This window comes from Streptomyces sp. NPDC054842 (assembly GCF_053611025.1).
The window spans coordinates 22,774-35,899 of sequence record NZ_JBSGZN010000056.1; the positions used below are offsets into that span (position 1 = coordinate 22,774).

General features: G+C 73.0%; 14 protein-coding genes. 6 read left to right on the forward strand and 8 right to left on the reverse strand.

The window, feature by feature from the left end; all coding sequences use genetic code 11:
* Positions 1 to 129: 129 nt before the first annotated feature.
* Positions 130 to 1,461 (reverse strand): aminotransferase class I/II-fold pyridoxal phosphate-dependent enzyme, encoded by a 1,332-nt coding sequence (locus ACWGIS_RS31400; RefSeq protein ID WP_453365876.1) that lies wholly within the window; start codon positions 1,459 to 1,461, stop codon positions 130 to 132.
* 36 nt (positions 1,462 to 1,497) lie between these two features.
* Between ACWGIS_RS31400 and ACWGIS_RS31405 the strand changes: the two genes are divergently transcribed.
* Positions 1,498 to 2,187: a pyridoxamine 5'-phosphate oxidase family protein gene (locus ACWGIS_RS31405; protein ID WP_453365877.1), complete on the forward strand. Its 690-nt coding sequence runs from the start codon at positions 1,498 to 1,500 to the stop codon at positions 2,185 to 2,187.
* A gap of 65 nt (positions 2,188 to 2,252) precedes the next feature.
* Here the strand turns inward: ACWGIS_RS31405 and ACWGIS_RS31410 are convergent, their stop codons facing one another.
* The 3 genes from ACWGIS_RS31410 to ACWGIS_RS31420 form a co-directional block, all read right to left on the reverse strand.
* On the reverse strand, positions 2,253 to 3,215 hold the full coding sequence (locus tag ACWGIS_RS31410) for a DMT family transporter (RefSeq protein WP_453365878.1): 963 nt from the start codon (positions 3,213 to 3,215) through the stop codon (positions 2,253 to 2,255).
* Between the two features lie 220 nt (positions 3,216 to 3,435).
* Positions 3,436 to 4,446, reverse strand: a complete 1,011-nt coding sequence (locus tag ACWGIS_RS31415; protein WP_453365879.1) for an EamA family transporter — start codon at positions 4,444 to 4,446, stop codon at positions 3,436 to 3,438.
* A gap of 422 nt (positions 4,447 to 4,868) precedes the next feature.
* On the reverse strand, positions 4,869 to 5,423 hold the full coding sequence (locus ACWGIS_RS31420) for a Clp protease N-terminal domain-containing protein (protein WP_453365880.1): 555 nt from the start codon (positions 5,421 to 5,423) through the stop codon (positions 4,869 to 4,871).
* 197 nt (positions 5,424 to 5,620) lie between these two features.
* Here ACWGIS_RS31420 and ACWGIS_RS31425 point away from each other — a divergent pair, with 197 nt between their 5' ends.
* Both ACWGIS_RS31425 and ACWGIS_RS31430 read left to right on the forward strand, forming a co-directional pair.
* Positions 5,621 to 5,809 carry a hypothetical protein gene (locus tag ACWGIS_RS31425; protein ID WP_453365901.1) on the forward strand — a complete coding sequence of 63 codons (189 nt, stop codon included), beginning with the start codon at positions 5,621 to 5,623 and terminating at the stop codon, positions 5,807 to 5,809.
* A 147-nt stretch (positions 5,810 to 5,956) separates the two neighbouring features.
* A complete protein-coding gene (locus ACWGIS_RS31430) occupies positions 5,957 to 6,385 on the forward strand; it encodes a type II toxin-antitoxin system Rv0910 family toxin (protein WP_453365881.1) in 429 nt (142 codons plus the stop codon).
* 154 nt (positions 6,386 to 6,539) lie between these two features.
* On the opposite strand, the gene ACWGIS_RS31435 is transcribed toward ACWGIS_RS31430, so the two are convergent.
* Both ACWGIS_RS31435 and ACWGIS_RS31440 read right to left on the reverse strand, forming a co-directional pair.
* The gene (locus ACWGIS_RS31435; RefSeq protein WP_453365882.1) at positions 6,540 to 7,178 is read right to left on the reverse strand and encodes a PadR family transcriptional regulator; all 639 of its coding nucleotides are present in this window, start codon (positions 7,176 to 7,178) and stop codon (positions 6,540 to 6,542) included.
* Positions 7,179 to 7,486: 308 nt separating this feature from the next.
* Entirely contained in the window at positions 7,487 to 8,362 is an 876-nt protein-coding gene (locus tag ACWGIS_RS31440) for a LysR family transcriptional regulator (protein WP_453365883.1), read from the reverse strand.
* Between the two features lie 70 nt (positions 8,363 to 8,432).
* On the opposite strand from ACWGIS_RS31440, the gene ACWGIS_RS31445 reads away from it, so the two are divergent.
* Together ACWGIS_RS31445 and ACWGIS_RS31450 are read left to right on the forward strand one after the other, a co-directional pair.
* Positions 8,433 to 8,798: a nuclear transport factor 2 family protein gene (locus ACWGIS_RS31445; RefSeq protein ID WP_453365884.1), complete on the forward strand. Its 366-nt coding sequence runs from the start codon at positions 8,433 to 8,435 to the stop codon at positions 8,796 to 8,798.
* A 249-nt stretch (positions 8,799 to 9,047) separates the two neighbouring features.
* Positions 9,048 to 9,857: a PhzF family phenazine biosynthesis protein gene (locus tag ACWGIS_RS31450; protein WP_453365885.1), complete on the forward strand. Its 810-nt coding sequence runs from the start codon at positions 9,048 to 9,050 to the stop codon at positions 9,855 to 9,857.
* A 114-nt stretch (positions 9,858 to 9,971) separates the two neighbouring features.
* Here ACWGIS_RS31450 and ACWGIS_RS31455 read toward each other — a convergent pair whose 3' ends face one another.
* Positions 9,972 to 10,772: a CPBP family intramembrane glutamic endopeptidase gene (locus ACWGIS_RS31455; RefSeq protein ID WP_453365886.1), complete on the reverse strand. Its 801-nt coding sequence runs from the start codon at positions 10,770 to 10,772 to the stop codon at positions 9,972 to 9,974.
* Between the two features lie 177 nt (positions 10,773 to 10,949).
* On the opposite strand from ACWGIS_RS31455, the gene ACWGIS_RS31460 reads away from it, so the two are divergent.
* Complete coding sequence (locus tag ACWGIS_RS31460; RefSeq protein WP_453365887.1) at positions 10,950 to 11,159, forward strand: hypothetical protein; 210 nt, start codon at positions 10,950 to 10,952, stop codon at positions 11,157 to 11,159.
* A 76-nt stretch (positions 11,160 to 11,235) separates the two neighbouring features.
* Here ACWGIS_RS31460 and ACWGIS_RS31465 read toward each other — a convergent pair whose 3' ends face one another.
* Entirely contained in the window at positions 11,236 to 12,753 is a 1,518-nt protein-coding gene (locus ACWGIS_RS31465) for a glutamate--cysteine ligase (protein ID WP_453365888.1), read from the reverse strand.
* Between the last annotated feature and the right edge of the window lie 373 nt (positions 12,754 to 13,126).

Consider the following 13,126-nt stretch of genomic DNA (forward strand, 5'->3'; position numbering starts at 1 on the left):
CGGCGAAGGTTCCGGATGAGCCCGGCGCAGGGCACGGCTACGGCGTCACCCCCACGCCGGGCCCCCTCCGCACCGGCCTCCGACCGGCGTTGACGGCGTGACCGCGCCCGGCACGCGGCCGTCCGCGCCTCACACGTACCGCCGCACCGCCTCCGGGCCGATCGCCGAGGCGACGGCGTCGGCCACCGGGACGATGTCGTCCGGGGTGAACGTCGAGACGGTGATCCTGATGCCCGGCGGCGCGTTCATCCGGAAGCGCGCTCCGGGCGCGACGGCCCAGCCCGCGTGCAGCAGCCGCGCGACCACGCCCGTCTCGTCCGGGACGGGAATCCACACGTTCATCCCGCTGCGCCCGTGCGCCTCGACACCGCGCTCCGCCAGCGCCGCGATCAGCGCGTCACGGCGTCGCCCGTAGGCCCCCGCCACGGCCGGGGCGTCCACCGCGCCACTGGTCCACAGGTGCACCACGGCCCGCTGGAGCAGGAGGCTGACCCAGCCGGGCCCGAGCCGCTGCCGCCCGTGCATCCGGTCGACGGTGACCCGGTCACCGGTGAGGACGGCGATCCGCAGGTCGGGCCCATAGGCCTTGGCGACGGAGCGGACGAACGCCCAGTGGTGCGTCACCCCGGCCAGCGGGTGCAACGGCAGGTCGACGATCCGGTGGCCGTGGTCGTCCTCGACCAGCAGCGTCCCCGGATGCGCCCGGAGCACCGAGCGCAGGGCACGCGCCCGGGCCGCGGTCACCGAGGCGCCGGTGGGGTTCTGCGCCCGGTCCGTGACGACCAGGGCGCGCGCGCCGCCCTCCAGCGCACGCCGTACGTCCTCGGGGACCGGGCCTTCGTCGTCCACCCGCACCGGGACCGTGCGCAGCCCGAGCGCGGGCACGAGGTCGAGCAGGCTGCCCCAGCCGGGGTCCTCGACGGCGACCGCGTCCCCCGGCTTCAGGTGCGCGGCCAGCACCCGCTCGATCGCGTCGAGCGACCCGGAGGCCACGACCACGGGTCCGTCCGGCACCCCGTCCGCGTCGAGGTCGGCACGGGCCAGCCGCGCGAGCTCGGGCTCCACGGCGTCCTCGCCGTACATCACCGGCTCCCGGTCCGCGCGGGCGGCGGCCACCGCGAACGCCTCCGCGAGGCCCGGCAGCAGCGCCGGGTCGGGATTGCCGGCGGCCACGTTCCGCACGCCCGGCGGCACGCGGACCCCGATGTGCTCGCGTCCGGTGGTGGCGGGCTTGGAGCGCACGCGGCTGCCGCGGCGCCCGGCCGTCTCGATCACACCGCGCTCCCGCAGCGTGCGGTAGGCGGCCGCCACGGTGTTGGGATTGACGCCGAGATCGGCGGCCAACTGCCGCATCGGCGGCAGCAGTTGACCCGGCTCCAGCTCGCCGGCACCCACCGCGCGCTCCACACCGGCGGCGATGTCGGCTGCGCGGCGGCCCTCGATCCGATACTCTCCTAGCACAAAGTTGATTATGCACTAGTGCAATGGAGGCCGCAAATGACGGAGACGAGCACCCAGCCGGGGACGGCGCAGCCTGCCGCCTACACCCCGACCGACCGCACCGTCCCGACCCGCTCCCGGGAGCGCGCGGCCTACGACCACGAGCTGGTGCACTCGATACTCGACGAGGGGTACGTCTGCCATCTCGGCTTCGTCCGCGACGGCGCCCCCGTCGTCCTCCCCACGCTCTACGGACGCGTCGGCGAGCGGCTCTACCTGCACGGCTCGACCGGTTCGCGCCCGCTGCGGATGGCGGGCGGGACGGACCCGGGCCTGCCGGTCTGCGTGACGGTCACCCACGTCGACGGCCTGGTGCTCGCCCGGTCCGCCTTCCACCACTCGATGAACTACCGCTCCGTCGTGGTGCACGGCGTCGCCCGCACGGTGACGGACCCCGACGAGAAGCGGGAGGCCCTGGACGCGCTGGTGGACCACGTCGTCCCGGGCCGCTCCCGCGACTCCCGGCCGGCCAACGCCAAGGAACTGGCCGCCACCGCCGTGATCCGCCTCGACCTGAACGAGGTCTCGGCGAAGCTGCGCACCGGCGGCCCCAGCGACGAGCCCGAGGACCTGCACCTCCCCCACTGGACCGGCGTGGTCCCTCTGGCCAAGGGGTACGACACCCCGGTCCCGGCCGCCGACCTCGCCCCGGGCATCGAGCTGCCCGGCTATCTGGCGGCCCTGTGAGGCGCGCCGACCGGTGAGGCGTACGGGTGGCAGGGGCCTGGTCGGGGCCCCGGCCGCCTCCCGTGTCAGACCGGTGCCGTCTCCTCCGGGACCGGGCGGCCCTCCGGGCTCGCGGCCCGTGTCTCGGCCACCGCGAGCGCCGCGACCGACGCCAGCATCACCAGCGTGCCGACGAGGGTCGCCGTCGTGAGGTGCTCACCGAGCAGGGCGACCGCGAGGACGGCCGCGCTCACCGGTTCGAGCAGCATGATCACCGACACGGTCGCCGACCGGACCACGGCCGCGCCCGCGAAGTACAGGGCGTACGCGAGCGCCGTGGGAACCGCGGCGATGTACACCAGCAGGGCCAGGACGTGGGCGGGATGGCCGGTCTGCGGGACCAGTCCCCCGGCCAGCCCGAAGGGCAGCAGGCACACGGTCGTCACAGCGAACGCCCACACCGTGGTCCCGGACGCGTCGACCTCGCCGGACCGCCCCCACCAGCGGGTGAGCAGCGTCATCAGGGAGTACCCGGCCGCCGACAGGACCGCGAGCACGACTCCCCAGGGCCGTACGGCCGTTCCCCCGCTGCCGAGCACGAGCACCGCGAGTCCGGCGAGCGCCCCGGCGACGGCGGCGACGCCCCCGCGGCCGAGCCGCTCGCCCATGGTCAGGCGGGCGCCCAGCGCGATGAGTACCGGACCGGCGCCGAGCGTGACGACGGTGGCCACCGCGAGCCCGGTGGACTCGACGGCCGCGAAGTAGGCGGTCTGGAAGACGGCGAGACCGAGACCGGTGGCACCGGCCCGCAGCGCCTTGCGGCCGAGCGGTTCCCGGACGGCGGGCGTCACCCGCGGCCGGAGGGGACGAGCGGCGAGCAGCAGGACGAGCCCGCCCGCGCACCGCCAGAAGGACAGGGCGACGGGCCCCATGTCACTGACCTGGTAGACCAGTGAGGCGGCCGCGCCCGCGGTGCCCCATGCGGCACCGGCGACGATCAGATAGAGCAGGCCCCGCCCGACGGGCAGGCCGATGGAAGCGTTCGACACGTGTTCTCTCCGCGAGGTCGCAGAAGCTCGGGAAGGACCTGCGACGCCACCGGCGCTCCACCCGGACGGGCGGGCACGGCGTGGACGTGCGCAAGGGTCCTCGGACTTCTTCCGCGGGCAGCACCGCACCGCCCGGCGGTGCGCCGGGCGTGGGTCCGGGGGCCCGCCTCAGGCGACGGGAGGCGGCAGAACGAGTGCGTGCGCGTACATGATCGGCACCTTAGGCCGCCGTTCCCCGCGCGGACAACTCCCTTTCGCCGCCGCCCGCGCCACCGGCGACCGGCCCCTGCGGGGCCTTCGCGGGCGCGGACGACTGCGCGATGAACGCACCGACCAGCACGACGGCACCCCCGATGATCTGCGGCGCCGACAGGTGCTCGCCGAGCAGGACCCAGGCGAGCACCGTCGCGATGACCGCCTCCAGGCACGCCACGACCCCGGCGACCTGCGGCGACAGCTTGCGCACGGACACCACGCCGGTGACGTAGGCGACGACGGTGGCGATCAGCACGATCCAGCCGAGCAGCAGCCACGCCGCCACGGACGTGCCGTCCATGTCCGCGCCGCCGCCGAGCACCGACCAGTCCATGGTCCAGGGGCGGGCGACGGCGGTCAGGACGAGGGCGCCGACGAGCAGCCCGTACGCGATGACGCCGAGCGGGTCCGGGGCCTCGGCGCCGGCGTCGCTCCCCTGGTCGGACAGGACGAAGTAGCCGACCTGGCAGCAGGCCGCGCCCAGCGCGAGCAGCAGTCCGAGCAGGTCGAAGCTCAGCCCCGACCACACCTCGACCACGCACGCGAGACCGCCGACGGCGAGGACGACGCCGAGGGCGGCGGCCCGCGTCACGGGGCGGCGCTGCACGAAGCGCACCCAGCCCAGCACCAGGGCCGGCGCGAGGTACTCGACGAGCAGGGCGACCCCCACCGGGATGCGGGAGATCGCGGCGAAGTAGCAGGCCTGGACGCCGGCCACCGCGAGGAGGCCGTAGCCCGCGAGCAGGGCGGGGCGCCGGCGGACCAGGGCGCGATGGCGTACCGCCAGGGGCAGCATCACGAGGGCGGCTCCCGCGACGCGCAGCCACACGACGTGGAGCGGGTCGAGGCCCGCTTCGATCAGCGGCTTGGCCGCGACACCCGACCCGCCGAAGGCGACCGCCGACACGAGGGCCAGGCCCAGCCCGACTCCCCTGCCGGGGTGACTCTCACTGCTCCGAGACGTACGCACCGGCACATGATGACAGGCGCGGTCATGAGCGTCACCCCCGATGACACCTGTCTCATACGCTGGACCCGGCGACGGCACGCTAACTCCGGGGCGGGAGGGCGCGGCGCGATGGCAAGGCTCGTTCGCATGGCGGGAGTTGGGCGATCCCTGGAAGTGCGGCGCGGTCCCGCGAGCACGTCCTGGCACCGGTCCCGGCAGGTCGAGGCGATCGCGGACGGATCCGGCCGGACGCCGACCGGTCCGGACGCAACGACCCGACGGACCCGACCGACCCGAGGGACCGGACCGACCCGCGAACCCGACGAACCTGACCGACCCGACTGATCCGACCGACCCGAGGGACCAACGAGGCTCACGGCACCCGCGCTCAGGACGCGGGCGCGACCGCCCGCCCAGCGAGTGCCGCCCGCCCAGCGAGTGCCGTCCGCTCAGCGAGTGCCGTCGCCGACGCACTCCTCGCACCCGGCACCGGCGTCGACGCGCAGCAGCAGCGCCCGCGGATCGACGCCCGCGCGCCCCAGCACCTCGACGGCGCGCGCGTCCGGGTCGGCGACGATCGCGGCCAGCAGATCCCGGCCGCGGGCCGCGACGTCCCCGCGCAGGCCGGCGCGGGCACGGGCACCGCCCATCGCCCCGGCCGCGACCGGCGACCAGCCCGCCGCCTCGGGGCCGCTCACGGGAAGGGCACCCGAGTCCTCGACCGAGTTCTGCCAGCGCAGCCCGTAGCCGATGCTGCGCTGGACCAGGTAACCGAGCAGCCGCGCGAGCTGCGGACCGCTCTCGAAGGCGGCGCGCACCTCGGGGTCGGACTCCAGCAGCGTGTGCAGCAGATGGGCGGTGTCGATCTGCCGGTCCCCGTCCCGCAGCGCCCTTCTGCGCGCGCCGGCGACCACCGACGCCAGTTCGGCGCTGAGGCCGGCGTCGGGGTCGGAACGGCTCGGCCCTTGTTCGGCGGCCGGTTGCTGGAGAGGACCGTATGGCACCCCCTCACCCCATCAGCCACCCCGGTTCCGGACATCCCCGATGGGAAGCATCTTGCCCTCCGACACAGGGTGGGCATCCCCGCCCCGCGCCTCCTCCCTACGGATGACATCGCGCCGTTCTCCCCCGAGGGGCGCGCGCCGCCTTGCGCCGCGCCCCGCCCGCAACCGGGCCGCCCCGCACCACGTCCGATACGGACATGGAGAGCGAGGGCTGGCTGGTGGCCCTGCCTGCGGTCGACGGCAGGCAGTACGTGTACCGGGTGTACGCGCCCGAGCACGCCCTGCTCGCCGACCTGTTCTGGGAGGCGTGGCACTGCCACGACGAGAGCGCCCTGCCGCGCGCCTGGGACGTCTTCGACGCCGCGGAGATACGGCGACTCGTCTGAGGCACCCTCGACCGACCGACCGCCCAAGTCCATCAGTCGGCAGAATTTCTGACGGTTCATCAGTATTGAATGTTCCGCGCCCCGGGGTTACGTTCCGCGACACCGCAGCTGCGCCCGGCGCAGCGTCCGAGACGAAGGGGTGGCCGCATGGCCGAAGTCAGCGCGGAGGCACGGATCGAGGCGCCGGCCGAGAAGATCTGGGCGCGGCTCACGGACTTCTCCTCCTACGGCGAGTGGAACTCCACGCACACGGGCTTCCCGAAGGGCGGCCCCGAAGTCCTGGCGGTCGGCGCCGGGTTCACGGAGAACATGCGGCTCATGGGCTTCCCCGCCGAGGTCGACTGGACGATCGAGGAGCTGGAACCGGCCCGCGTCCTCGCCATCCGCGGCAAGGGCCCGATGGCCGTCGTCGTGGCAACCCGCTACACGCTCGTCCCCGACGGGGGCGCGACCACGGTCCGCATCGACGGCGAGTTCACCGGCGCCGCCGTGTCGCTAATGGCGGGCAAGCTCAAGGACTCGGGGACGGCCGCGCTGCACGAGTCGTTGCGCAAGCTGGCCGGGCTCGTGACCTGAGCGCCGCCGCCGTCCGCCGCCACGACGAAGGGGCGCCCCGCGGAGAAGTCTCCACGGGGCGCCGTTCCTCCGGCCGCCGAGGGGGCGGGCGGCCACCGGACCGGAAGGCCGGGCGACCGCCGTACCCCCGAGGGCGGCGTACCACCACGGGCCGTCAGTCCTCGTCGGCGAGGATCAGATACAGCTTCTTGCGGGCGTCGTTGATGACGGTCAGCGCCTTGTCGCGCTGGTCCTTGCTGCCGGTCTTCCAGACCTGGCCGAACGCCTCCATCAGGCCGAAACCGGCCTGCCGGATCTCGCTCAGCGCCTCCCAGTCGACCCCGCGCCCGGCCTCTTCCCAAGGCGCGTCGGGACCCTCGGCGGCCGCGGAACGGCCGGCCTCGGTGAGGGAGAACAGCTTCTTGCCGCCCTCGGTCTCGCTGATGATCAGGCCCTCGTCCTCCAGCAACTGGAGGGTGGGGTAGACCGAACCCGGGCTGGGCTTCCACGCCCCGCCGCTGCGCTCGGCGATCTCCTGGATCATCTCGTAGCCGTGCATGGGCCGGTCCTTGAGCAGGGCCAGGATCGACGCGCGTACGTCGCCCCGTCGCGCCCTGCCCCGCGGACCGCCCCGGCCGCCCCGCCCACCCCAGGGACCCGGGCCGAAACCCGGTCCACCGAAGCCGGGACCACCGGGACCGAAGGGCCCGAAGGCCCCGCGCCGCCCCTCGAAGCCACCCCGACCGTGATGGCCGGGCCCGCCGTGGTGTCCATGGCCGTGTTCGTAGCCGAATTCCTGTCCATGGGAACGCATCGCCATCACTCCATTCCATCGTTGATCGGTCGCGATGCGTCAACGATATATCGGAACAGTACGGAAGACAACACCCCGACAGAGGTGACGCACTTTCCCCCGGTCTCTCCGCATGCCGCGGCAGGACTGCCAGTGGGCGGTGCCGCGGCTCCTGCCGACTGCCCTTGGCCCGGCCTTCGTCGCGGTGAATGGCGCCGCGCACTCCCGACCCGTCGACTCGGGCTCGCGTCAGGCGGCCCGGCCTACCGGGGCGAACTGCGACGGGAGGGGAAGTCCCGCAGCTTGATCACCATTCGACCCGCGCGTACCTAGGCGGCCTGGAGCGCGGTGAGGAGTCTCGATCGCAGGAGTTGCGCGGCCGGGGAGTGCTGGCCTCGGCGGATGACGAGTCCGAGCCGGGCGTGCGTGGCGGCGTCGGTGAGCGGGACGGTCCGCAGGCCGGCGCCTTCTGTGGAGGAAGCGCTGAGGACGGCGACGCCCGCGCCGCGCTCGGCAAGGCGGAGCAGGGTGGCCGGAGAACTGGCGTCGACGTCCACGCGGGGGCCGAGACCGATCCTTCGGCAGGACTCGTCGTAGGCGGCGCGGATGCCGGTGCCCGAGGAGAGGCAGAGAATCCTCTCGCCCCGTAGGTCGCCGAGGCGCAGTCCCGGCCGGTCGAGGGGGTGCCCGGCGGGGACGGCCGCGGCGATGGGCTCGTCGATGACGACGCTCTCCTCCAGGCCGGGGGCGACGCCGCTCGCGTAGCCGATCAGGGCGAGGTCGAGGGAGCCGGCGAGGACCTGGGCCTGGAGGTCGTCGGAGTAGCCCTCGTGCAGGCTGACCTCGATGCCGGGATGGGTGTGGCCGAGGTCGGCGACGGTGTCGAGGAACGCCGGGATGGAGCAGCCCATGATCATGCCGAGACGGACCCTGCCTCGGACGGCCTCGGCGAACTCGGCGGCGGCGTGCTTGATGGCCTCGAGAGTGGCGAGAACGTTCTTCGCGAGAGGGAGAACGGCCTCGCCGGCCGGGGTGAGGCGGATCCGGCGGCCGGAGCGGTCGAGCAGTTGCTGACCCAGCTCCAGCTCCAGCTTGGCCACTTGGGTGCTGATGCCGGACTGGCTGACGTGCAGGCGATGGGCGGCAGCGGTGAACGTGCCCTCGTCCACGATCGCGGCGAAGTAGCGCAACTGGTGCATCTCCATACCCCACGATGATAGATGCCATCCGATTCATCTGTTGGACGTATGGATCGGGTGCTTGAAGGATGGAGGCATGACGACGAGGACCGCGCGAGAGCTTGCCGAGACCTACTTCACCGCCTGGGAGGCGGGCGACTTCGACACCTTGCGGGGGGTGCTGGCCGAGAACGTCGACTTCGTCGGCGCGCTGGGAACGGCGTCGGGGGTGGAGGAGGCGCTCGCCGGGCTGAAGGGGCTCGGTCAGGTGCTGGAGAAGATCGACGTGAAGGTGCGGGTGGCGGAAGGCGGTGAAGTGATCACCTGGTTCGACCTGTGCACAAGCGTCGCGCCGCCCACCCCGACGGCGAACTGGATGCATGTGGAGGACGGGAAGGTCACCCGGATCCGGGTGACCTTCGACCCCCGGGCACTCCTGGCGGGGTCCGAGGCGCGGAACTGACCGAGGAGCACCCGGGCGCACGTTCGCTGGGACAGGCCGGTGCCGCGTCCCACCGCCCGTCCGCAGGGCAGTCACCTCGGATGGCGAAGCCCGGCGGAGAGACACACCGTGGCAGCCCAGCCGCCTCCGCCTCGCGGAAGGCAGCGGCGACGGGCGGCCCGGCGGACCCCCGCCCGGCGTCCCGAACGGGGCCGCCGTTCCCGAATTGGCCTTGGCCCCCCGTTCCGGACGCCGACTAGCGTCACGGCCATGCGGATTCGAATCGTCGACGCCTTCACCGACCGCCCCTTCGCCGGCAACCCGGCCGGGGTCCTGCTCCTCGACGCCTTCCCGGAGGACGCCTGGCTCCAGGACGTCGCCCGCGAGGTCAACCACGCCGAGACGGCGTTCACCCACCCCCTTCCCGAGGGCGGCGACGCGGACTGGGCCCTGCGCTGGTTCACGCCCGTCACCGAGGTCGCGCTGTGCGGTCACGCCACCCTGGCCGCCGCGCACGTCCTGCACAGCACGGGCGCCCACACGGGGCCGGTCCGGTTCGCGACCCGCAGCGGTGTGCTCATCGCGTCGCCCCAGGACGACGGATCGTTCACCCTCGACTTCCCGACCGCCCCGCTCACCGCGGCCGCCATCCCGGACGGCGTCGCCGAAGCGCTGGGGGCCCAGCCCCTCAGCGCCTTCGACACCGGGCCGGACATCGGCGACCTGCTGATCGAACTGGCCGATGAGAAGACCGTCCTCGGTCTCGCCCCCGACCTGCGCGCCCTCGCGCGGTACTCCCAGCGCGGCATCATCGCCACCGCCCGCGCCGAAGACCCCGACGCGGGCCACGACTTCGTCTCCCGCTGCTTCTTCCCGAACGTCGGCATCGACGAGGACCCGGTCACCGGCAGCGCCCACACGGCCCTGGCGCCGTTCTGGTCCGAACGCCTCGGCCGCACCGACCTGACCGGCCTGCAGGCGTCACCGCGCTCGGGACGCGTCCGCACGCGGCTGCGCGGCGACCGCACCCTGCTCACCGGCCACGCCGTCACCGTCATCGACGGCGAACTGCTCACCTGACGGCGCCCGGCAACGGCACCTGGGCAGCGGAAGGGGGCGTACCGCACTCGGTACGCCCCTCTCGTACGGCCCGCGAGCCCGCGCCGCCGCACGCCCACGGCTCGCACGACCCGGTCAAGCCGTCGGCAGCCACCCCACCTTGCCCGCCAGCAGCGCGTAACCGACGAACGCCCCGATGTCGAGCAGGGAATGGGCCACCACCAGCGGTCCGACCCGGCCCCAGCGCCGGTAGAGGTAGGCGAAGACCAGACCCATCGCGAGGTTGCCGAGGAACCCGCCGATGCCCTGGTAGAGGTGGTACGACCCGCGCAGCACCGCACTCGCGACGAGCGCCGTCCCCGGCGTCCAGCCCAACTGCCCGAGGCGCCGCAGCAGATAGCCGACGACGATGACCTCTTCGAGGATCGCGTTCTGCAGGGCGGAGAGGATCAGCACCGGGTACTTCCACCACACGTCGGGCAACGCCTCGGGCACCACCGTGAGGTTGAAGCCGAGGCCGCGCGCCGCCAGGTAGAACGCGATGCCGGTGCTGCCGATCACCGCCGCGACCGCGGCCCCGCGCCCGAGGTCCGGCCAGGGCCTCGTACGGTCGAATCCGAGCGTGCGCAGCCCCTCCCCCTCACGCAGCAGCAGGTGCGCCACCAGCGCCACCGGGACCAGCGCCGAGGCGATGCCGAACAGCTGCCAGGCCAGGTCGAGCCAGGGACGTCCCGGCGCGGCCGAGGCGTTCAGGGTGGCCGCCTGGTCCTTGAGGCCGCCCGGCTTGGTGACCGATCCGACGAAGCTGATCAGTGCGGACACCCCGCTCGCGCCGAGCGACAGCCCGAGCACCAGCAGCGTCTCGTCCCGGTAAATCCTTCGTGAAAGCCGCTCCTCGGGAAAGGATCCGGCTGCCGGCCCCGCCTCCACCTGCACTCCCGCCTCCAGTTGGGTAACCCGTCCCCATCCTCGCCCCGCCAGGGTCTCGAAGGCTGCGGCGAAGGACGTGCGCGACAGGCCGTCGGGGGGACGGGCACCGTCGAGGCGTACCTCCCCGTGTCCTGCCGAACAGCTGATCACGGCTCGGGGCTCAGCGGGGAGGATCGCACCGCCATGGGACGTCACAGCTTGCCCGACGGGTACGGAGCGGGTGGCGCCGACCCCCGGCTTCGCGCCCGGCGCGGCGAGGTGGGCGCCGGCGGCGAGGACGAGGGGGGCCGAGGCATCGCGGCGGCGACCGGCGGCTCGGCCCACGGGTCGGCGAACCTCACGCGTCCGCTCGGCGTTTCTGGAGGCTTCCTCGCGGCGGGCAACCGGCACTGATCCGGCCGGACCGCCCGCCGGGTGCGCCGCGCCACCGGAGACCCGGTCGCGGAGGCGTCGGCGCACCCGGCGCCACTCAGCCGAGCGGCACCGGCTCCGGCAGCCCCACCGGCCACGTGTGCACCGGTTCCCCGGCGTGCATCAGCTCGGAGTACCGCTTCGTGGTCGCGGCCAGCGCGGCATCCCGTCCGAGCCCCTTCTCCAGCGCCTGGTGGAACGTGGCCGCCTGCCAGCTCGCGCCGTTGACCCGCAGCCGGCACCGCTCCTCGATCACACCCAGGTAGAAGTCCCGGTCGACGGGCTCGACACCCCACGCGTCGAGGCCGGCCGCGGCCAGCGGCAGCAGCTCGTCACGCACCAGATCCACGGCGTCCACCTCCGCGGTCCCGCCCGAGCGGCCCCTGCGGGGCCACTGGAGGCGCGCGTCGATCCCGTCGCGGCACGCGGTCTCGAAGTTGGCGGCGGCCGCCTCGAACGGCAGCCGGGTCCACACCGGCTTCGTCTCCTCGGCCAGCGCCCGGACGAGCCCGTAGTAGAAGGCCGTGTTGGCGATGACGTCGGTGACCGTGGGGCCGGCGGGCAGCACCCGGTTCTCGACCCGCAGATGCGGCACCCCGTCGGCGATGTCGTACACCGGCCGGTTCCAGCGGTAGACCGTGCCGTTGTGCAGGACCAGCTCGGAGAGCTTGGGGATGCCGCCGCCGTCGAGCACCTTCAGCGGGTCCTCGTCGTCGCAGATCGGCAGCAGTGCCGGGAAATAGCGCAGGTTCTCCTCGAAGAGGTCGTGGGCGGACGAGATCCACCGCTCCCCGAACCAGGTCCGCGGCCGTACGCCCTGGGCCTGGAGCTCCGGCGGCCGGGTGTCCGTGGACTGCTGGAACAGCGGGGGCCGCGATTCGCGCCACAGCTCGTGCCCGAACAGGAAAGGCGAGTTGGCGCCGACGGCGACCTGCGCGGCGGCGATCGCCTGGGCGGCGTTCCACACGTCCGCGAACCGCGCCGGGGTGACCTGGAGGTGCAGCTGCACGGAGGTGCAGGCGGCCTCGGGGGCGATGGACCTGGACGTGCAGACCAGGCGCTCCACGCCGTCGATGTCGAGCGCGAAGTCCTCACCGCGGGCCGCCACGATCTGGTCGTTCAGCAGGGTGTAGCGGTCGACGTCCGACAGGTTCGAGGAGACGAGGTCGTCCCGGCCTAGCGTCGGCAGAATGCCGATCATCACGATTCCGGCGTCGACCTCCTTCGCTTTGCGGTGCGCATAGGCGAGGGAGGTGCTCAGCTCCTCGGAGAGCTGGTCGAATACCCGCCCTCCCAATCGGTGGGGAGCGATGTTCACTTCGAGATTGAACATGGCGAGTTCTGTTTGGAAATCCCGGCTCGCTATCCGGTCGAGTACTTCGGCATTCATCATCCGCGGCGAGCCGTCCGGCCCCGCCAGATTCAGCTCGATCTCCAGGCCCATCAGATTCCGCGGACGCTCGAAGCGCTGTTCCTCCAGCAGCCTCTCCAGCCCCGTCAGGCACTGCTGGAGCTTGCTGCGGTAGCGCTGCCGATCGGACAGGTCGAACGACCCCGCCACGACCTTCTCTCCCATCGAAGTTTCCCTCCTTGGATGGGTAGGCCGATGCTCCGGCCGCTCTGGTACACGGTCACGGTGGATGATGCCCCGGCAACGCGATCCATAACGTCCCGGGCGGGCGTCCGGCCCGCTACCCTGGACGACGAGTACCCCCCGGCACATTCACCAGGCATGGTGCCGCGCGCAGTTTCACTCCTTTGCGCGCTCGTGAAAAACGCCGACGAGAATCGGCCGACCGCTCGGGCACGGTAAATCGAGGTCAGCCCCGCGCACCCCGCGCGAAACGGGGATGAACGCCATTTTTCGGCGACCGAATAGGTCCTTGTTCTTCATCAGCGGAACAGCTAGACGAAACATTGTGTGAACACGTGTCGTATAAACTCCGCAA

Bases quoted from the DNA above. Each gene is read 5' to 3' on its own strand.
- ACWGIS_RS31445 (WP_453365884.1), top strand. From the start codon at position 8,433: ATGACGACGAGGACCGCGCGAGAGCTTGCCGAGACCTACTTCACCGCC.
- ACWGIS_RS31465 (WP_453365888.1), bottom strand. From the start codon at position 12,753: ATGGGAGAGAAGGTCGTGGCGGGGTCGTTCGACCTGTCCGATCGGCAG.
- ACWGIS_RS31435 (WP_453365882.1), bottom strand. From the start codon at position 7,178: ATGCGTTCCCATGGACAGGAATTCGGCTACGAACACGGCCATGGACAC.
- ACWGIS_RS31425 (WP_453365901.1), top strand. From the start codon at position 5,621: ATGGAGAGCGAGGGCTGGCTGGTGGCCCTGCCTGCGGTCGACGGCAGG.
- ACWGIS_RS31450 (WP_453365885.1), top strand. From the start codon at position 9,048: ATGCGGATTCGAATCGTCGACGCCTTCACCGACCGCCCCTTCGCCGGC.
- ACWGIS_RS31460 (WP_453365887.1), top strand. From the start codon at position 10,950: ATGGGACGTCACAGCTTGCCCGACGGGTACGGAGCGGGTGGCGCCGAC.
- ACWGIS_RS31440 (WP_453365883.1), bottom strand. From the start codon at position 8,362: ATGGAGATGCACCAGTTGCGCTACTTCGCCGCGATCGTGGACGAGGGC.
- ACWGIS_RS31430 (WP_453365881.1), top strand. From the start codon at position 5,957: ATGGCCGAAGTCAGCGCGGAGGCACGGATCGAGGCGCCGGCCGAGAAG.
- ACWGIS_RS31405 (WP_453365877.1), top strand. From the start codon at position 1,498: ATGACGGAGACGAGCACCCAGCCGGGGACGGCGCAGCCTGCCGCCTAC.